This window comes from Nonomuraea sp. NPDC049152 (assembly GCF_040648355.1).
GTDB lineage: Bacteria > Actinomycetota > Actinomycetes > Streptosporangiales > Streptosporangiaceae > Nonomuraea.
Genome location: NZ_JBEZDO010000050.1, coordinates 12,157 through 29,299, shown reverse-complemented (window position 1 = coordinate 29,299; position 17,143 = coordinate 12,157). Strand labels below are relative to the sequence as shown.

General features: G+C 69.3%; 19 protein-coding genes. 13 read left to right on the top strand and 6 right to left on the bottom strand.

What is annotated here, in order from left to right:
* Nucleotides 1-44: 44 nt before the first annotated feature.
* Nucleotides 45-488, bottom strand: a complete 444-nt coding sequence (locus AB0B45_RS48295; RefSeq protein WP_358145256.1) for a hypothetical protein — start codon at nucleotides 486-488, stop codon at nucleotides 45-47.
* A 244-nt stretch (nucleotides 489-732) separates the two neighbouring features.
* Between AB0B45_RS48295 and AB0B45_RS48290 the strand changes: the two genes are divergently transcribed.
* Complete coding sequence (locus tag AB0B45_RS48290) at nucleotides 733-1,245, top strand: NUDIX domain-containing protein (RefSeq protein ID WP_358145254.1); 513 nt, start codon at nucleotides 733-735, stop codon at nucleotides 1,243-1,245.
* Nucleotides 1,246-1,272: 27 nt separating this feature from the next.
* On the opposite strand, the gene AB0B45_RS48285 is transcribed toward AB0B45_RS48290, so the two are convergent.
* Both AB0B45_RS48285 and AB0B45_RS48280 read right to left on the bottom strand, forming a co-directional pair.
* Entirely contained in the window at nucleotides 1,273-1,668 is a 396-nt protein-coding gene (locus AB0B45_RS48285; protein WP_358145252.1) for a hypothetical protein, read from the bottom strand.
* Nucleotides 1,653-3,080, bottom strand: a complete 1,428-nt coding sequence (locus tag AB0B45_RS48280; protein WP_358145251.1) for a hypothetical protein — start codon at nucleotides 3,078-3,080, stop codon at nucleotides 1,653-1,655. Before AB0B45_RS48280 ends, AB0B45_RS48285 begins: the two co-directional genes overlap by 16 nt.
* Nucleotides 3,081-3,246: 166 nt before the next feature.
* On the opposite strand from AB0B45_RS48280, the gene AB0B45_RS48275 reads away from it, so the two are divergent.
* The 4 genes from AB0B45_RS48275 to AB0B45_RS48260 all read left to right on the top strand — a co-directional run bounded on the left by AB0B45_RS48275 (nucleotide 3,247) and on the right by AB0B45_RS48260 (nucleotide 7,019).
* Nucleotides 3,247-3,600: a VOC family protein gene (locus AB0B45_RS48275; RefSeq protein WP_358145249.1), complete on the top strand. Its 354-nt coding sequence runs from the start codon at nucleotides 3,247-3,249 to the stop codon at nucleotides 3,598-3,600.
* Nucleotides 3,601-3,947: 347 nt separating this feature from the next.
* The gene (locus AB0B45_RS48270) at nucleotides 3,948-4,616 is read left to right on the top strand and encodes a hypothetical protein (protein ID WP_358145246.1); all 669 of its coding nucleotides are present in this window, start codon (nucleotides 3,948-3,950) and stop codon (nucleotides 4,614-4,616) included.
* A gap of 49 nt (nucleotides 4,617-4,665) precedes the next feature.
* Nucleotides 4,666-5,733, top strand: a complete 1,068-nt coding sequence (locus AB0B45_RS48265) for an LLM class flavin-dependent oxidoreductase (protein WP_358145244.1) — start codon at nucleotides 4,666-4,668, stop codon at nucleotides 5,731-5,733.
* A 1,163-nt stretch (nucleotides 5,734-6,896) separates the two neighbouring features.
* A complete protein-coding gene (locus AB0B45_RS48260) occupies nucleotides 6,897-7,019 on the top strand; it encodes a hypothetical protein (RefSeq protein WP_358145242.1) in 123 nt (40 codons plus the stop codon).
* A gap of 341 nt (nucleotides 7,020-7,360) precedes the next feature.
* Here AB0B45_RS48260 and AB0B45_RS48255 read toward each other — a convergent pair whose 3' ends face one another.
* A complete protein-coding gene (locus tag AB0B45_RS48255) occupies nucleotides 7,361-8,305 on the bottom strand; it encodes a hypothetical protein (protein ID WP_358145240.1) in 945 nt (314 codons plus the stop codon).
* 307 nt (nucleotides 8,306-8,612) lie between these two features.
* Here AB0B45_RS48255 and AB0B45_RS48250 point away from each other — a divergent pair, with 307 nt between their 5' ends.
* Both AB0B45_RS48250 and AB0B45_RS48245 read left to right on the top strand, forming a co-directional pair.
* A complete protein-coding gene (locus AB0B45_RS48250; protein ID WP_358145238.1) occupies nucleotides 8,613-9,038 on the top strand; it encodes a hypothetical protein in 426 nt (141 codons plus the stop codon).
* Entirely contained in the window at nucleotides 9,028-9,534 is a 507-nt protein-coding gene (locus AB0B45_RS48245) for a hypothetical protein (RefSeq protein WP_358145236.1), read from the top strand. The genes AB0B45_RS48250 and AB0B45_RS48245 overlap by 11 nt, the downstream gene beginning before the upstream one ends.
* 184 nt (nucleotides 9,535-9,718) lie before the next feature.
* Here AB0B45_RS48245 and AB0B45_RS48240 read toward each other — a convergent pair whose 3' ends face one another.
* Nucleotides 9,719-10,888, bottom strand: a complete 1,170-nt coding sequence (locus AB0B45_RS48240; RefSeq protein ID WP_358145234.1) for a PQQ-binding-like beta-propeller repeat protein — start codon at nucleotides 10,886-10,888, stop codon at nucleotides 9,719-9,721.
* Nucleotides 10,889-11,303: 415 nt separating this feature from the next.
* Here AB0B45_RS48240 and AB0B45_RS48235 point away from each other — a divergent pair, with 415 nt between their 5' ends.
* Together AB0B45_RS48235 and AB0B45_RS48230 are read left to right on the top strand one after the other, a co-directional pair.
* Entirely contained in the window at nucleotides 11,304-11,723 is a 420-nt protein-coding gene (locus AB0B45_RS48235) for an FAD-dependent oxidoreductase (RefSeq protein ID WP_358145232.1), read from the top strand.
* Complete coding sequence (locus tag AB0B45_RS48230; protein ID WP_358145230.1) at nucleotides 11,636-11,995, top strand: thioredoxin domain-containing protein; 360 nt, start codon at nucleotides 11,636-11,638, stop codon at nucleotides 11,993-11,995. The genes AB0B45_RS48235 and AB0B45_RS48230 overlap by 88 nt, the downstream gene beginning before the upstream one ends.
* A 20-nt stretch (nucleotides 11,996-12,015) precedes the next feature.
* Here AB0B45_RS48230 and AB0B45_RS48225 read toward each other — a convergent pair whose 3' ends face one another.
* A complete protein-coding gene (locus AB0B45_RS48225; RefSeq protein WP_358145228.1) occupies nucleotides 12,016-12,951 on the bottom strand; it encodes a fumarylacetoacetate hydrolase family protein in 936 nt (311 codons plus the stop codon).
* 74 nt (nucleotides 12,952-13,025) lie between these two features.
* Between AB0B45_RS48225 and AB0B45_RS48220 the strand changes: the two genes are divergently transcribed.
* The 4 genes from AB0B45_RS48220 to AB0B45_RS48205 are packed head-to-tail and all read left to right on the top strand — an operon-like array spanning nucleotide 13,026 to nucleotide 17,124.
* On the top strand, nucleotides 13,026-14,339 hold the full coding sequence (locus tag AB0B45_RS48220; RefSeq protein ID WP_358145226.1) for a carboxylesterase family protein: 1,314 nt from the start codon (nucleotides 13,026-13,028) through the stop codon (nucleotides 14,337-14,339).
* Nucleotides 14,336-14,947: a nuclear transport factor 2 family protein gene (locus AB0B45_RS48215; RefSeq protein ID WP_358145224.1), complete on the top strand. Its 612-nt coding sequence runs from the start codon at nucleotides 14,336-14,338 to the stop codon at nucleotides 14,945-14,947. Before AB0B45_RS48220 ends, AB0B45_RS48215 begins: the two co-directional genes overlap by 4 nt.
* Nucleotides 14,940-15,626, top strand: coding sequence for a GntR family transcriptional regulator (locus tag AB0B45_RS48210; protein ID WP_358145222.1), 687 nt, complete (start codon nucleotides 14,940-14,942; stop codon nucleotides 15,624-15,626). The genes AB0B45_RS48215 and AB0B45_RS48210 overlap by 8 nt, the downstream gene beginning before the upstream one ends.
* Nucleotides 15,619-17,124, top strand: a complete 1,506-nt coding sequence (locus AB0B45_RS48205; RefSeq protein WP_358145220.1) for an AMP-binding protein — start codon at nucleotides 15,619-15,621, stop codon at nucleotides 17,122-17,124. Before AB0B45_RS48210 ends, AB0B45_RS48205 begins: the two co-directional genes overlap by 8 nt.
* The last annotated feature ends 19 nt before the right edge of the window (nucleotides 17,125-17,143 follow it).

Genomic DNA, 17,143 nt, shown 5'->3' with positions numbered 1-17,143 from the left:
TCGATCTTGGTTGAGGGCCATGCGGCAGCCCACCTTCGTGGGATTCATCGATCACCGCGCGTGGTGGGGATGCCAAGGTCTACGGCCGTATGCTGCCCGTGGCCCCGATCGAGTTGGCGGAGCTTCTCCTCGGCGCCAGCCAGGCTGACCTGGAGACCTTCGACCTCGCCGAGCCAGCCTTCGCGTTCGGCTTCGGCGATACGGGCGACGAGGTTGTCGCGGATCTCCTCCAACCGGCCGCGCTGGGCCGGGTCCGGCGGGAGGAGCGAGCAACGAACGCAAGCGTGTTCATGAACACAAGGGCTTGAAAAGGCGCGAGCGCAGGTGCCGATGGATACTTTACGTTTCTCGAAGTGCGCGAGGAACTCGTCCCACTCCGCCTCGGTCGGGGTGCGATACTCGGCACTCGGACGTTCTGATCGGCGGCGCGCGATGAATCCGCGGTAGGCCTCGATCGCTTCCTTCGGATAGGCCGCCTTGTAACGCATCGTGGTCTCGATGTGCGGTGGCCGGCCGTTCATGATGGCATCGGTGATGAAGAAGCGTCTTCTGCCCGTAACTCGCTGTGTGCGGTCGTGTTCGTGTGGCGATCGAGCAGGTGGCTTTCCATCGGGGTGTTCGCGCTGGGGGTCGTCGCTCGTGTTGCGTTTCCGGGCAGGTCATGTGACGCAGATCACTAGCTTGGGGTGCTCGTAGAGCAGGTTGTCGGTGGTGCCTGCGATCGTGTCCTGCATGGGCGAGCTGGTCAAGCGAGTGGATGAACTGGACCGCGTGCTGGGAGTCGTGGATCGCGCAGAGGCGGAGCGTCGGCGATGGATGCATCGGATCGCGACGACGATCTGTCGCGATCCGATGCGGCGGATCCTCGTGCTGCGCCGAGCGGAGCAGCTCACTCGCTTTCCCGGCCACTATGACGTGATGGTCGGCGGTGCCGTGGACGTGGGCGAGTCGTATGAGGACGCGGCAGCCCGCGAGCTGTCCGAGGAGCTGGGCGCCGGCGTCCCGGTGCGTTTCATGTTCAAGTTCCTGTGCCGGGATGGGGTCAGCCCTGTCTGGTTCGGGGTGCACGAGGCCGTGATCACTGAGCCATTGGTTCCAGATCCGTCCGAGATCGCTTGGCATGCCTGGCTCACAGAGCTCGAACTGCGGGAGGTCGTTGATCGATGGCCTTTCGTTCCCGGTGGGCGAGAGGCGGTGCGCCGATATTTGGTATTCGGGAACGAGGGCCAGCCGTCGGCTGGCTGATCTGCGGCATCATGTCGAGTGGGTGGCTCAGCTGCATGGCCCGATTCCCTCAGCCCGGGCCGGCAGCCGACGTACTCGGGTGTCGCGGTCGTGCTGGCGGCGGAGTTGGAGGATCTCTTCGTGTTGGGCAGCGAGGCGCGAGAGCGCTTCGTTGCGGAAGTCAGTGAGTTCCTCGATGGTCTGATCGCGGTGAGCGAGGCGTTGTTCGAGGGTGGCGATCTGCTCTTTGAGCCGGTGGATTTGGGCGTCGCGGGGGTCGGGGGTGTCGCCGGTCTGGAGGACGACCGCGAGTCGGGATTCACGAAGGTGGGCATAGGGGCGTGTGCCGTAGAAGGCTGTGCGGTCGATGCCGGATTCGCTACGAGCCGCCACCCACTGACGCCTGCCGAACAACCGGCCGTAAGCGCTCAGCCACCGTCGCACGGCTCGACGAAGCTCCCGCCGGCCAGTCGCTCCCTCAGCCTGACCAAGCCAGCCGTCGAATCCTCCGCGATCTCCGCGCAGGCATCCCGGAGCGGATCGCCGCTGAGTCCCGCGACGTCCATGAACAGCGCCCCGCCTTCGGCGCTCACCGCCAGCACCGTCCCGCCGTCCCCGCTCACCATCGCTGATCCTGGCGATTCCTTGACGTCGTACATCGTGAGGTAGTCCAAGTCCAGTTTCCCCACTCCGGCGACTTCGGCGACCTTGACGGGCCGCGCCGGGTCCGCGATCCGCCACAGCGTCGCGCTCCCTGCGCCGTCTGTGGTCAGAGCGACTTGCCCGTCCGAGGAGAGCGAGACGCCATCCACCTCCTTGGCCACGGGATTCACCAGCTTGGGCCGGGCCGGGTCCGATAGGTTCCAGAGCTGGCCACCGATCATGGCCGTCCGGCCGTCCGCACTGAGGTCGAGCCCCTCCCCGTCGACTCCTGTCCGCGGGATGGCGCCGACCCGGACCGGACTCCTCCGATCGGCCAGATTCCAGATATATCCGCTGCCTCGGCTGATCGTGACCGCGACCCGTCCGTCGTCGCTCAAGGCCACCCCGCCGATCCACGAGCTGTGCCCCGGGAGCGTGGCCAGCTGTTTCCCGCTGGACAGATCCCACAAGAGCACGCTGCCACGCTCGTAGCCTGCCAGGACTGTCCTGCCGTCCGGAGCGAGCGCCACGCTCGCGACCATGAAGGAGTTCTGGCCCGGCACCTTGGCCACCCGCACCGGCCTGGCGGAGTCATCCAATTGCCACAGGCCGAGCGACCCGTCAAGAGCCCCGATGACCGCCTGTCGTCCGTCGGACGACACCTCCAGTGCGGTGGCTCTGGCCTCGCCCTCCAAGGGGATGCTCGCCACGAACGGGGCCTCCCGTTTCCGGCCCTCCTCTTCAATGGAGGCCTCCAGTGCCTCCTCATCAAGGCCAAGCTTCAGGGGGACCTCCTCCTGGATGGGAGAATCCAGGCTCCGCCAGGTGACCCCCTGGTCGACGATCGACATCAGGGCTGTCCGACCGTCGTCGCTCAACGCCATCGCCCGTATGGCCCCGGCCGGCGCGGCGACGCCACGGCGCCCGGACAGTAGGGTCTCCCCCAAGGCCGATCGGTTGAGCTTGTCCGGGTGGGCCGCCACCGCCGCCGCGCCCAGCACCACCGCAGAGGTCCGATCATCGCCCCTGGCTGCCACGCCGCGCAGCGCGAGCTCACGGGCCGAGGAAATGGCCCGCACATTCCACCACTTGCTCACCCCGACCACCGCCACCGCCCCCACGGCGAGACAGGCCACTGCCACGCCTATGGCAACCAGGCGCGCACCTCGGCCAGGCCGCCGCGATCGCACTTCGGGAGAATCGGTTTCCGACATCAGGACTCCAGCTCAGGGATGAAAGGTCCTATATAGCGGATCGTCGTATCCCCTGCCTACCGGATTCGCCGTGGCCCCTGGACCTATCGCCTTGTCACACGCCTATTGACGCGTGTCGGCACGACTGGGGTGCTGGGACCATCGAGATACTCATAAGGAGCTGTGGATGCTGCATCACATCCAGCTGGCCTGCCCGCCCGGCAGCGAGCCCGTCCTGCGGGAGTTCTACGCGGGCGTGCTCGGCTTGGCCGAGATTCCCAAGCCTCCCGTCCTCGCCGCTCGTGGCGGCTGCTGGTTCCGTGGCCACGGCATCGAGTTGCACCTCGGTGTCGAGACCGACTTTCGGCCGGCACGGAAGGCGCACCCAGGCATCCTGGTCCGTGACCTCGACGACTGGGCCCGGCGGCTGCGCGAGGCCGGCTACCCCGTTGCCTTCGACGATGACTTCCCTGGGATGCGTCGCTTCTACAGCGAAGACCCCCACGGCAACCGTCTGGAGTTCCTCGAACCGCTCCCCTGAGAACGGACAACCGCCAGAGCCCGAGTCGACCAGGACGACGGTGAAGGTCCTGGCACTCATGGCGGCAGAAATAGCGCAGATTCATTGGGACGCCCAGGCCTCTGGGCGTCCCATGTCATCTGATCCACCGCAGGTCGGCGCTCCGCCATGAATCAGCTTGATTGAGAACCGACTCCATGTCCGTTCCTGTCGTTTGCCATTGGAATATCAGTGGTCTCTGCCATGGAATGTCAGTGCGTCTGCCATGAGGTGTCAGTGAAGATCGATGGTGGTGTCGGATGCTCGGGTAGGTAGCCGAGGCTGTAGAGGACATCGGTTTCGACCAGGTACGCGCCGATGGCCTCGTCATGGTGAACCAGGCCGGCGTCGACCAGAGCGGTGAGCGCGTCAGCCTCGTGGTCGGGCATGTCCTCAACCGGGTCTCCCAAGATGAGCGCCCGCAAGATGGCGGCCTCGGTGACGGAACGCGCTCGGGATCCCAGCTGAGGATGTCGGCGAGTTCGTCGACCGGCAAGGGCGGAGCGATCGAGTGGATCCACTGGCAGACCGGTACCGCGCTGCTGCTGCCCCGCCTGCTGGCCGGACGCGCCCAGGGCCCGGTTTTCCTGACCGACCGCAAGCCCACCCGCCCCGTCGCTTCCCTGGGCCTGTGCCCGATCACCGGCCGCGCTCGTCTGTCCTACCGACGCGCCGCCGAGATCTTCGAGTACTCCACCCGGCACCTGGCCCACCCCGACGCAACGGCCGATCAGCTCGCCGAGCTCGACGGCTGGACCCTGCATCAGCTGCGCCACAGCCAGCTCACCCACGAGGCCGAAAGCGGCACCAACACCCCATCGTCCCCGCCGGTGTCGGTCGCAGTCGAAGCTGACGGTGTTCGCGCGTTGTTGTCGGTGCTCGCGTCGGTGTTCAGAGTGAGTTGTCGGATTCCGTCGCGGATGTCGGCCGAACGACACCCGCAACCGCTCGGCGCCGGCTTGTCCAATCAACCTCGACGTGCTCGATCCACCATCTGATGTCAAGCTGAGAACGTTCGATTCGATCCTTTGCGCCTCGGAGGTTTTGATGCGAGCAGGCGTCGTGGTCACCGCACACCCTGGTGTGGAGGACCTCGCCGTACAGGCCGAGGAGTTGGGCCTGCACAGTTTCTGGGTCAATGACACCCCTATGGTCCACGGCGACCCCTTCGTCGCCCTGGGACTGTGTGCGAAGGCCACCAGCCGCATCAGGCTCGGCATCGGCGTGACCTCACCGGCGCTGCGCTCGGCCCCGGCCGCCGCGAGCGGGCTCGCCAGCCTCAACGCCCTGGCGCCGGGCCGGATCATCTGCGGAGTCGGCACCGGAAACACCGCCCGACGCACGCTGGGCATGCGGCCGACCACGGCGGCCATGATGGAGAAGTTCACCGCCGCGCTGCAGGACCTGTGCGCCGGACGCACCATCGAATACCGCGAAGGTGACCGGGTCCGCGACGTCCGGTTCCTGCACAGCGGGGCGCACGTGAACACGGCCGACCCGATCGAGTTCGTCGTGGCCGCGCTGCTCGGACCGAAGGCCGCCGCCGTCGCCGGCCGCCGCGGCACCGGCCTGATCTCCTTCGGCCTGCTGGACCCCACCGCCTGGCACGCACTGCACGACGCCCGCCGCCACGCCGCCCCAGGCACACCCCGCAACCCCGGCTCCCGCACGGACTCCTACGTGGTCACCGCGCTGCACATACTCGACGAGGACGAGAACCCCCACGGCGACGCGGCCCGGGACGCGACCGGCCACCTCGTCCTGTCGCTGCTGGCCTTCGCCGCCGATACCGCCGCCGACCCACGCGCCTTCGCCGAGCAACTCGGCCCCGAGGAACGCGAGGCGGTGCGGCGACTCCTCGACCGGCGCGGCACCACCGCCACCGCACCCGACCGGCACACCAAGCTCTACCCCAACTACCTCGGACGCATCACACCGGAGGATCGGGACCTGATCCTGCCCTCGCTGATGGACGCCCTGACCCTGATCGGCACCCGCGACAACCTCCGCGCCCGCATCGCCACGCTGGAACAGGCCGGTATCGACGAACTGCTCATCCAGCCGGTGATCGATCCACCCACCGAGATGGCCCAGCTCGCGAAACTTCTTACCTAATGGGAGCGGACCCGCCGGCCGCGCGCACGCGGCTCACCGACAACAAGACCTGAACAACCTCAACCGAAACCGTTCGGATCAACATGACGGGCCGCAGGCCAGCACGATCCCTCCCGCCAACCTCATCCGGAAGGGACAGCGCCGACCACGACAGCGGCAGCACGAGGGCGACGAACAACCTCGGCCCGCGGCCGCCGCGAGCCGGGTGACGGTCTCCGCGGCGGGCATGCCGACGGGCCTGGCGAGCTCGTGCGCGGTGCGCGCCAGCCACACCGTGGCGAACACACCGAACGCGCTCACACCAGCCGCTGGCTCTGGACGGCGAAGTCGAGCACGGGAAAGGCCTGGCGCATTGGCGCGCCGGGGCGGCCCCGGGTGTTGCGCAGGACGTTCGTTATGTACCTCGAGGATCTCGGATCGAGTAGAGCCCGATCACGTCGTCGAAGATGTCCTCCAGGTGCGGGTTGCTTGGTGATCGCGAGGACACTCGGCGTCCCGGCCAGGCAGCCGCCGCGATCTGATCGTCTACAGCGTGGAGTGGTCCTTGACGCTCTTGATGCCGGGGTTTGTGGCGGCGGCAGACTTGATGCGCGCGGCGGCGCGACGGGCCTGCCGATGCTCACCGTGCCTGCGTGGACGGCGGATCGTCTGAGCGAGTCAAGCTGTCCAGCCACGCCCGACCGTTGTAGATCTTGATGGCTTCCGCGCCTGGCTCGGTTCGATCGAGGAACACCACGACGGAGTCCATGGCTTCACCGAGCTCGAAATCGAGGTTCCAGGTGCGGGGAGGCCTCCAGTCGCCTTTGCGCTTGTGGATGGCGCCTCTGTGGGCTCCTACGAGTCGCACCTGTTCTTCGGGCAGTCCGTGTTGGATGCAGAGACAGGCGCGGGCCACCTGGATCGCTTCGCGCTTCCGTAGGCGGCGGACGCGCCTTCCCCGCACGGCGGCGATGCGCTCCTTGAGGAGGTCATGGGCGGCGTTGCCGGGGTCCTGGGACTATCCGGCCGGAATTGAACGATAAGCCTCCGCCGCAGGTCAGGGAGGTGCGGGCGCGCGCTCGGCCTCGGTTTGAACGCGATCATTCTCTGGAACAGCCTGTACATCGACGCCGCGGCGAAGAAACTCACCGCCCGCGGCATGAAGATCAGAGATCAGGGCTCACTTGTCACCGCTGCAGTGGGAACACATCAACTTCCACGGGACGTACCCGTTCAACCGGCCGGAACTGCCCGGCCGATTGCGGGACCGCGACCCCACCACCGCCGACGACGACCCAGAGCTGTGACGATCAGCGCGCCGTGGGCTGAGGGGTCCCAGTAGTCCTGTCGAAGAATCCAACGGATATAGCTCTGACCTGCGACGATGCGGTCACGTTCCTGTTGTGAGCTCGGCGAACTCTGAGCGGGGGTTCGGCCATCTCAAGGTGCTTCTTTGTCAACGGAGGTGGGCGAAGGGGTCGATGCCGAGGAATTTGATCTTCTTGAGGGTGGAGGGGTGACTGAGCACTTCGCGCCAGGCCGGGTAGATCAAGTCGAGGTGGGCGGCGGGAGGGTTGTCGAGGTACGGGTCCAGCCGAGATAAAGGCAGAAGCGGCCACGAGCCCCCTTGGTGTCCGCTAGCACCCTTTCAGGAGCCCTCCCACCACGGCTCCGTGCCCTCCTCGGCGACGAACTCGTGGAAGTCCATGTTGCTGATCTCCAGGTTGCACGCCATCGATCCGACCGCGCGGCAGGGAAGGACAGCGGGCTGCCCCGGGGTGTCGTACAGGTCGACGACGGTCAGCGGTTGGCCGGGCTCAGCAAAGGTCCTGGCGTCGGCGAGCGCGACCAGCGTGGTGTGCTCCTCGGGCGGGACCAGCGCCGGGACCTGGCTCGGCAGGAGGCCCTCGAAGGCCCGGTCGTCGACGATCAGCGCTTCCAACGGGTAGTGCGCCACGTCGATCTCGTCCGGGTCCAGGTCTGCGCCGACCCAGCCATCCTCGTCGGCTCCACCCAGCTCGTCGAGCAGGACGCGCCAGCCCTCCTCGTCGTGGAAGGAGGTCCGGACCAGCAGGGCCGCGGCGGTGGAGGGCAGTGCCGGGAAGGACCGGTGCGGCGGCGCCGTCGGCGCGGGGAAGGCCGGCCGGCCACCGTCTCCCTGGTACATGCCGCACGTGTCCATGTTGCGCACCAGGTCGTCGAACGCGAGTGCGCCGCCCAGCAGGGCGGCCAGGATCTCGCCGAGCCGGACCGATGGGACCCGGACGCCGCGCCCGGGTATCGCCGCCAGGTCCACCAGCAACGGCCCATCCCCGCCGTACACCACCGGAATGTCCGCCAAGACGACGACCGGCGGCACAGGGCCGCCGGTCGCGACAAGCGCCGGGACGTTTCCGCCGTGCAGGTAGTCCCACCCGCAGTCCTCGATCGGGCGGAGTCGCACCCCGCTGCCCCCGACGACGAGCACACCGCCTTCCCCGCGGCCCCCGATCTCGTCAAGCAGCCCGCCCCACAGTGCCGTGCCGTCCTCGTAGCACGTGCAGACCAACAGCACTTCACCGGGCTCCGGCTGGGGAAGCTTGGGAAAGGACATGATTCTCCTCCGAAAGGCTGCTGCGGTCGCCTCGTCGTAATTGGTCCTGACCATGGTGATGCCTTCTGGATCAGAACGTAGCGGCAGAGATCAACAACCCTCGCACCAGGCCCTCCACCTCGACATCACCGCAGGTAGCGGCTATATCCGACTGAAACTTCGTCAGTGCTACGGGGACCTAGAGGCGGTTTCCGGAGTTTCGGGACACCTCTACGCGCGTGCGCGACCATCGGCGTCATGACGACAAACCCGGACCTCTCCCGGATCTGGATCTGCACCGACTTCATCACCGTGGAAGGAGAAGGAGGTGGCGGCCGCCGCGCCGGCGAAGGCCTCGCCTGCGCCGCCGGCGCGGCGGCCGAGGCCGGAGCTCCCGCAGACGGCCGGGCGGCGAACGAAACCCCGGCGTCGACGGCATCGCGTTGCCCGGGGTGCGGCGCGGCGATCGGCCAGGCCCGCACCGGCCGCCCGGCCCGCTACCGCGGAACCCCGTTGCCACCAAGCCGCCCACCGGGCCCGCCGCCGCACCACCGAGACCGCCTCGCGCGCGGCGCGGCTGCGCGAGCGCCTGGCCGGCGACGCCATTGCCGCCTGCCAGCTGGCCGACGAACTCGCCGTGGCGATCGCCGCGATTCCCGCCGTCGACGGCGGCCAGGATTCCCGGCAGCCGACCGGGTGGGAGGTCGGCATCATCGAGCTGACAGGCCGTCTGACCACTGCTCATGAGCGATGACGACACCGACTGGGACAGCAGCCACCAGCAGCACATCATCGAGCCCCTCGTCGAACTGAAGGAGTTGGACGCCGCACTGCTGGCCCAGCTCGCCCCGGTCGACCGGGCCCGGCAGCTGGGCGCCCGCCGCGCGCTGTGGTGGTACTTCGATCGCATGTGGGACGCAGTCAAGAACACCCACCCCACCTCCAGCCCCGCCACCCGCAACCCCTACAACAGCGTGGCCGCGATGAAGGACTTCGCCGAGGCCCTGTATGCCACCGCCAGCCAGGCCGCGAGCCGACGCCGGCGACCCAGCTGGCGGCCGAGCCGAACTCTGCGAGCTGGCCCACCGCCTGATGAGGATCACCACCGCTATCAGCGCCACCGCCCGCGAGCACCAGGCCGTCACCGCCGACTGGCGCCACGCCGCCCGCCTCCCGGACCCCGATTCGTCGCTCGCCGTCGCCCACCGCGGCGGGCGACGAAAGCCCCCGGTGCCGCCATCCCATGGTGAGATCTCACCGCGAGTTTTCCGACTTTCCCGACACCCTTACGCGCGCAGGCGCGGCCCTCTACGACTCCTCCTGTCAGGCAAGCCTGGCCGGCTGACGCCTATGAAACACGGCATCGTCCATTCCAGCGTGTCCCGTCCCGGTCGCCCATCCTCGTGAGATCGTGCGCGTCCCTCACCACGTCCGTCATCGCAGCGCCACGACCCCGGCATCGGTGCGGACGTAGAGCATCTCGTCTGCCTTCAGAACGGCTGCGCCGCCCTCGTCATAGCTGTCGGACGGCTCCTCGACGAAGGCGTGCGGCTGAGAGATCTTCGCGCCCGTCTCGGCAGCCCACAGGACGTCCCCGGTGGCGGCGTCGAGCGCGCTGACCTCGCCAAGGTCCGTGGCGGTGTACACGACCCCGCCGTCCACCTCAGGCGCCGCCGCGAGCCCTTGGAGAACCCGCGTCCAGCGCGTCGTGTTCGAGGCGATGTCGATCGCGTGCAGAACCAGGGTCGCGTCCAACTCCATGGAAGGGGTCGGCTCGCCACACAGCGCCGCACCGAAATAGACGGTGCCGTCTGCCACCGCGACGGCGCCGGCCGCATACGACTCCAGCGTGGGGTCGAGCCGGTGGCACCAGCGATCCTCACCCGTGCGCGGATCCAGGCCGACGATCTCCAACGCGTTCCAGGGCCCCGGATCGTGGCCCTCGTCCGAGTGGCCCCGGTCGCGTGGCAACCACACCAGCCCCTCCCCGACGACCGGGTGGACCGGGGAGAAGGTCAGCCAGTCCTCGGCCCCCTCGGTCTGGCGGAGCGGGCAGCCCTCGTAGGCGTCGTCCCGGTGGAACATCTCCTCGCCGGTCGCTGGGTCGAACGCGAGGAGCCCGCCGTGCGTGTGCTGCTCCTCGAACCCCAGGGCCGCGTAGGCCGTGCCCTCCTCGGAGATCGCCGGGCTCACGCGCATCCACCCGCTCCAGCCCTTTGACCAGACCAGCATCAGGTCCGGGAGGCGGAACGCTCTGATCCCGGCGTTGAGTCCGTGGACAAGGAGAAGGTTTCCAACCACGGTCGGGCAGCCGTCGTCGTCGAGCTCCCGGACTAGATCTCCCGAACGCACATCGTGGACCTGAAGACCGCGCGCCGCCTCGACGAAGACCCAGTCATTCCAGACCGCCGGGGTGAGACAGAACGCCGCACCGTGCTCCCTCCACTCTTCGATGGGGTCGGCCCTTCGCCAGCGCTCGTCACCGGTCCGCGCGTCGAAGCAGTACACGCTGCCCCCCGCATCGGCCACAATCAAGGCGCCGTTCACCAGGAGTGGCGAGGCGACCACCGGGGCCGCCGTGCGAGCCGTCCATGCCTTCTTCATCGCAGCGCCACCACCCCGGCGCTCGTGGGGGCCGTCCGCCGACTTCGAAATCTCATGTCATCCCACACAAGATCATCATTACTGATTGAGAGCGACAGAGAGCCGGTAACTGGCCAACACCACAGCCGAGGAGCCGCTCCGCACCCCGACGCGCGGCGGTTGATCCAGTGACCCCGGCGTGTCCAGCACGCCCATCACGACCACCCCCACCCGGGGCGCTTCTCCCACAACCAGGAAGAACTCCCCGCCCGTGACGTCCTAAGGGTTTCGTGACTTTCATGACACCCTACGCGCGGGCGCGTGGGCGGTCTGCCGCCTCACCCACGGGCTCCGCTCGGCTTGTCGGCTGGGTCTCGCCCGCTGTAGCCGTATCCAGCATGTTCAGCAAACGCTGAAGATCCTCTTCCCTCGCATCGTGCCGCGAGATGAGCTGCTGACCCGCCTGGGCTGCGCCAAGGACGACACCGGCTGGATCGTCACCGACCGCGCCGGCCGTACCAGCGTCCCGGGCATCTGGGCCGCCGGGAAGTCGTCGACCCGCGCGCCCAGTCGTCACCGCGGCACGGATGGGGTCGGCGGCCGGCTTCGCCATCAACGCCGACCTGGTGGAGGAGGACGTCCAGCGCGCCGTCGAGCGGCGCCGCGCTGCGAATGCCACGAGCGGGTAGCCACCCGGAACCGCACGGCCCTCCTTCATCCCAGACAACGCCAGCACACCCCTTTCTCCCCAGGGAAGGAGACTCACCCATGCCCGCTCATGCTTCGAACTCGGTGGACAGTGTCACCGAGCAGACCTTCGCCGAGCGCGTCCTGCAGGCGAAGCGGCCCGTCCTGATCCAGTTCTGGGCCACCTGGTGCCGTCCGTGCCGGATGGTCACCCCGATCGTCGAGAGCCTGGCCGCGGAACGTTCCGGCGAGGTGGACGTCGTCAAGATCGACCTGGACGAGGAGCCGGAGCTGGCCGCCCGCAACGGCATCACCGCCGTTCCCGCCTTGTCGTGTACGCCGGAGGCCGGCGCATCGGCTCCTGGACCGGCGCGGCCCCCCCAACACGTGCTGGATCACAAGCTCACCACGACCCTGCAGAACGGGGGCGAGGGGAAATGAGCGGTATCGGGCGTGGACGGTTATGCGCTGAGCGACGGATGGCCGGGGCGCGGCGGTAGCGGGTGTGGGTCGGGACCGCGCCGGATGGTCTGCCGGGTCTCACCCAGGCGGCCGCCGGACAGGGTGACCACGTCCCCGTCGGTGAGCCAGCCGGGGAAGCTTCCTCCGGCGAAGTGCTCCACCAGGCTGCAGCCGGGCAGCGTGCCCGAGCCGAACACGTCGCCCGGCTGCAGCTCGACGCCTCGGGAGGCGTAGGAGATGACCTCGCCGAAGGACCAGTCCATGGCCGCCGGAGAGCCGGAGCCGACGCGCCGGCCGTTCAGCGAGACGGTGAACTCCGCCGCGAGCTCGAACTCGTCGGGGGTCACCAGGAACGGGCCGAGGGTGGTCGCGCTGTCCTTGCCCTTGGCCTGGCCGATACGCAGCTCGCCTTCCAACATCTGCAGGTCGCGGGCGCTCCAGTCACACATGAGCATGTAGCCGGCGATGTTCCGCTGTGCCTCGTCCGGGGTGAGATCACGGCCTGGACGCCCGATCACGGCGGCCACCTCGAGCTCGAAGTCGAACCAGGCGCTGCCCGGAGCGATCGGAACGTCATCGTACGCGCCGAGCACGCTGGAGGGACAGGCGAAGTAGAAGGCGGGGATCTCGTACCAGACCGGGCCCAGGCCGCCCGGGGCGCCGGCTGCCTTGAGGCAGTTGCGCATGTGGTCGAGAAAGCACAGGCAGTCCCGGATCGACGGCGGCCGGGGAATCGGCGCCAGCAGCCTGACCTCCTCGAGCCGTGCGACGGCGGCGGGGGCGGTCAGCGCCCGGTCGGCGGCCTCTCGAAGCTTGTCGCCGTCGTCGCCGAGCAGGCCCAGCACGCTATCGCCCGGTGGCAGCGCGTGGATGCGGCCGTCGTGTACGAGGCCGGTCCGCGCGCCCTCCGAAGACGCATATGTCGCCCAACGCATGACAAGAATCTATATTTTCTAAAATCTGACCGCAAGGCTTGCCGGATCGATTTTCGAAAATATAGAGTCCTCGCATGACACTGGCCCACGTGCCGCAAGGCACCCTGCGCGGCGTCGCCGAGCAGGGCATCTACTTCTTCGGCGGCGTGCCGTACGCGGCCGACCCCGTCGGGCCCCTACGCTTTCGGCCGCCCGCGCCACCGCCGTCGTGGGACGGCGAGCGCCCGGCGACCGCACCCGGTCCCGCGGCCCCGCAGGTTTCCTGCTACGGCGCGGTCGGCGAGGTCTTCGGCACCGTCCTGCCGCAGGACGAAGCCTGCCTGACCCTGACGATTCGCACCCCCGACCTGGGCTCGGCCCGGCTGCCCGTGCTGGTCTGGCTGCACGGCGGCGGGTTCGTCCTCGGCTCGGGCGGCGAGCCGCTCTACCAGAGCGGCGCCTTCGCCCGCGACGGCGTGATCGAGGTGAGCGTCACCCACCGGCTGGGCGTGGACGGCTATGCGACCGTGGGCCCGGCGGCCAACCTCGGGCTGCGCGACCAACTCGCGGCGCTGACCTGGGTACGCGAGAACATCCACCTGTTCGGCGGCGACCCGGGACGCATCACACTGGCCGGGCATTCGGCCGGCGCGATGGCGGTCGCCTGCCTGCTGGCCTCGCCACTGGCCCAGGGCATGGTGGCCGGTGCGATCGTGCAATCGGCCACGGCACCGCTGGCCGTACCCCTCGCGACCGCGGCCCGGATCGGCCACCATCTCGCCGACGCGCTCGCCATCCCGCGCGAGGACCTCACCGCGCTGGCTGCGGTGCCGCGCGCCCGGCTGCTGGAGGCGCAGCGCGTCCTGTGCGACGACGCCTTCCAGGGCAGGGATCTCGAGCGATACGGCGAGGCCGCCGCGGCGGGCATGGCCTTCGTCCCGGTGTGGGGGGACGAGCTGCTGCCGCAGGAACCGCTGGCCGCTCTGGCGGCCGGCGCCGCGCGGGACGTGCCGCTACTGGCCGGCACCACCCGGCAGGAGACGCTGCTCATGATGGCCCACGCGGTCGGCAGCAGGATGCCGCCCCCCGAGGTCGGCGCGCTGGTGCTGGACGCGGTCACCGCCGAGCTGGGGCGCCCGGCCCCGGAGCCGCAGGGGCGCTCGGCCTTCGAGCTCGCGGTCGAGCTGACGACCGAGGCGGGCTTCCGGCGGCCGACCCTGGCCGTGGCCGAGGCGCACGCGCCGCACGCCGAGGTCTTCACCTATCTGTTCGACGGGCCGGACCCCGTGCACGGCGCCGAACTCCGGCACGTCTTCGGCTCCGGCGAGGTCCACGACGCGTGGGTCGCCTTCGCCGCCAAGGGCCGCCCGCCGTTCACCACATCGACTGTTCTGGGAGGGACGCCATGACGACCGTGGAGATTCTGCGCAGGCTGGCCGTACTGGAGGACCGCGAGGCGATCCGCGACGTGCTCCACCGCTACGCCAGGGGCGCCGACCGCTGCGAGCTGGAGCTGTTCAAGTCCTGCTACTGGCCGGACGCCACGGACGTGCACTGGTTCTACAACGGCAACGCCCACGCTTTCGCCGACTACGTGATCCCCCTGCTGGCCCAGATCGACAACTCCCAGCACTCGATCACCAACCCGGTCATCGACCTGGACGGCGAGCGTGCCTTCGTGGAGAGCCAGTTCTACGTCATGCACCACATCCCGCTGGATGCCGGCCGCCACGTCGACCAGCAGCTCGAAGGCCGTTACATCGACGTCTTCGAACGACGCGAGGGACAGTGGCGGATCCTGCACCGGCAGACGATCGTCGAGGCGGGCCGCGAGTTCGTCGTCGAGGACATGCACAGGGACGTGCCCGAGGAACTGCCCATGCGCGGCAGGCGCGCGCCCGACGACCTCGTCTACGCGGGCGTGACCATCCTGGACGAGGAGATCGTCCCGATCCACGGCATGGACCTGTGGGAGGAGGCCCGGGCTCGCCACCGGGAACCGGCCACCCATGGCTGACCTGACCACCGGCCGCCCACCGATGACCCGCTCGGAATGGGTCGACAGGCAGCTGCGCGAGGCCATTCTGTCCGGCGAGCTCAAGCCGGGAGAGCGGCTGCTGACCGCGGCCCTGACCGAGCGGTTCTCGGTCAGCCCGAGCCCGTTGCGCGAGGCGCTGGCCAGGCTCGCCGGCGAGGGCCTGGTCGACGTCTCGCCGCAACGCGGCGCCAGGGTCGCGCCGCTGTCGCTGCAGGCCTGCAGGGAACTGCACCAGCTGCTCACCGTCCTGGGGCCGTACGCGCTGGAACTGGCGCTGGCCAACCGCGACGCGGCCTGGCTGGAGGCGGTGGAGGAGGCGGCCGCCGCCTTCGCCGCCGCCTGGGCGCCGGGGACGTCGCCGCCGCAGGCCGAGCGTGCCTTCGCGCACCTGCACCTGACGCTGGTGTCCGCCTGCGGGTCGGAGTGGATGATCAGGTTCGTCCGGACCCTCGTCGAGAACTCCGGCCGCTACCGGGTGGCCTGCCTGAAGCACGCCGACCGCGCGCCGTTCGCCGCCGATCACCGCGACCTGGTCGCCGCCTGCCGCGGCGACGACGTCGCCGCCGCGCGGGCCGCCATGACGTCGGCCTTTACCCATACGGTCGCCGTCACCGAAGAGCTAATCGACGCCGGGCTGCTGGAGGTCGAAGATGGCTGAGATCAACCTGTCCCCCGCCTCAGGGCTGACCGTGCCCGGCTACCTGCGGCACGTCGCAGCCGGCACGCCGGCCGCGCCGTTCGTGCGCGAGCCGGACGGCGCCGAACTCGGCTACGCCGCGGCGCTGGAAGAGGCGACCGCCATCGCCTCGGGCCTGATCGCGCTCGGCGTCGGGCGCGGCGACCGGGTCCACCTCCACCTGCCCAACAGCGCCGCCTTCCTGACGCACCTGCTCGCCGTCGCCGAGATCGGCGCCGTGGCCGTGCCGACCAGCCCCGAGTCCAGCAGCGACGAGCTGGCCTACGTGCTGTCGCACAGCGGATGCGTCGTGTCGGTCAGCTCCCTGCTCGGCCGGCCCGCCGTCGAGGAGGCCCGCGACCTGTGCCCCGACTTGCGCGACATCCGCGGCCCGGGCGAACTGGCCACGCTGGGCCAGCACCGGACCGCCGCCGGATGGCCGCCTCCCGACTCGCTCGACCCGGTGGCGATCCTCTACACCTCGGGCACGACGGGCTGGCCGAAGGGCGTCGTGATCACCCACGCAAACCTGCTCATCGCCGGCGAGGTCGTCGCCGGACACCTACGCCTGCGCCCCGACGACCGATGGCTGGTCACCCTGCCGCTCTCGCACGGCAACGCGCTGTTCTACTCCGCCATGTCCGCCCTGGTCACCGGCGCCTCCATGGTCGTCTGCGACGGCCTGGACCCGGCCGGCTGGGTGGAGCTGGCACGCGGCCACGGCGTCACCGTGACCAGCTTCTTCGCCTCCGGCATCCGGCGGCTGCTGGCCTCCCCCGCTCGTCCGGCCGACCGCGACCACACGATCAGGGCTGCGCTGTTCGGCCAGCCGCTGACCCCCGCGCAGCTGAGCGCCTTCGAGACGCGGTTCGGCCTGCCGCTGCTGCAGATCTACGGCATGACCGAGACCGTTAGCCCCGTCCTGATGAACCCGCTGTACGGCCGGCAGCGCAACGACACGCTCGGCCTGCCGGTGCTCGGCTACCCGTTGCGCGTGGCAGGTCCCCCGGATGCCCCCGGCGAACTCCTCGTTGGCGGCACGCCGGGGGTGACCCTCATGGCCGGCTACTACAACGCGCCCCAGCTCACCTCCCGCGTCATCGACGACGGCTGGCTGCACACCGGCGACCAGGTACGCCTCGAGCCCGACGGCTACGTGTCCTTCGTGGACCGGCAGGCCGACATCCTCAAACCCGACACAGAGAACGTCTCCGCGGGAGAGGTCGAGCGGGTCCTCGCCGAGCATCCGTCCGTGCTGGAGGCCGCCGTGACCGGCGCGGCCGACGACGACGGCGGGCAGCACGTGGTGGCCTACGTCGCCGTCCGCCCCGGCGACGACGTCACCGCCGAGGAACTGCTCGACCACTGCAGGGTACGGCTGTCACCGTACAAGGTGCCCAAGGACCTGCACATGGTCGCCGACCTGCCGCGCTCGCCCACGGGCAAGGTCCGCAGGCACGCGCTGGGCGGTGAGCGGTGAGCGGGCACGAGTTACTGCC

Bases quoted from the DNA above. Each gene is read 5' to 3' on its own strand.
- AB0B45_RS48295 (WP_358145256.1), bottom strand. From the start codon at position 488: ATGCGTTACAAGGCGGCCTATCCGAAGGAAGCGATCGAGGCCTACCGC.
- AB0B45_RS48290 (WP_358145254.1), top strand. From the start codon at position 733: ATGGGCGAGCTGGTCAAGCGAGTGGATGAACTGGACCGCGTGCTGGGA.
- AB0B45_RS48280 (WP_358145251.1), bottom strand. From the start codon at position 3,080: ATGTCGGAAACCGATTCTCCCGAAGTGCGATCGCGGCGGCCTGGCCGA.
- AB0B45_RS48275 (WP_358145249.1), top strand. From the start codon at position 3,247: ATGCTGCATCACATCCAGCTGGCCTGCCCGCCCGGCAGCGAGCCCGTC.
- AB0B45_RS48270 (WP_358145246.1), top strand. From the start codon at position 3,948: ATGGTGAACCAGGCCGGCGTCGACCAGAGCGGTGAGCGCGTCAGCCTC.
- AB0B45_RS48265 (WP_358145244.1), top strand. From the start codon at position 4,666: ATGCGAGCAGGCGTCGTGGTCACCGCACACCCTGGTGTGGAGGACCTC.
- AB0B45_RS48255 (WP_358145240.1), bottom strand. From the start codon at position 8,305: ATGTCCTTTCCCAAGCTTCCCCAGCCGGAGCCCGGTGAAGTGCTGTTG.
- AB0B45_RS48245 (WP_358145236.1), top strand. From the start codon at position 9,028: ATGAGCGATGACGACACCGACTGGGACAGCAGCCACCAGCAGCACATC.
- AB0B45_RS48240 (WP_358145234.1), bottom strand. From the start codon at position 10,888: ATGAAGAAGGCATGGACGGCTCGCACGGCGGCCCCGGTGGTCGCCTCG.
- AB0B45_RS48230 (WP_358145230.1), top strand. From the start codon at position 11,636: ATGCCCGCTCATGCTTCGAACTCGGTGGACAGTGTCACCGAGCAGACC.
- AB0B45_RS48225 (WP_358145228.1), bottom strand. From the start codon at position 12,951: ATGCGTTGGGCGACATATGCGTCTTCGGAGGGCGCGCGGACCGGCCTC.
- AB0B45_RS48220 (WP_358145226.1), top strand. From the start codon at position 13,026: ATGACACTGGCCCACGTGCCGCAAGGCACCCTGCGCGGCGTCGCCGAG.
- AB0B45_RS48215 (WP_358145224.1), top strand. From the start codon at position 14,336: ATGACGACCGTGGAGATTCTGCGCAGGCTGGCCGTACTGGAGGACCGC.
- AB0B45_RS48210 (WP_358145222.1), top strand. From the start codon at position 14,940: ATGGCTGACCTGACCACCGGCCGCCCACCGATGACCCGCTCGGAATGG.
- AB0B45_RS48205 (WP_358145220.1), top strand. From the start codon at position 15,619: ATGGCTGAGATCAACCTGTCCCCCGCCTCAGGGCTGACCGTGCCCGGC.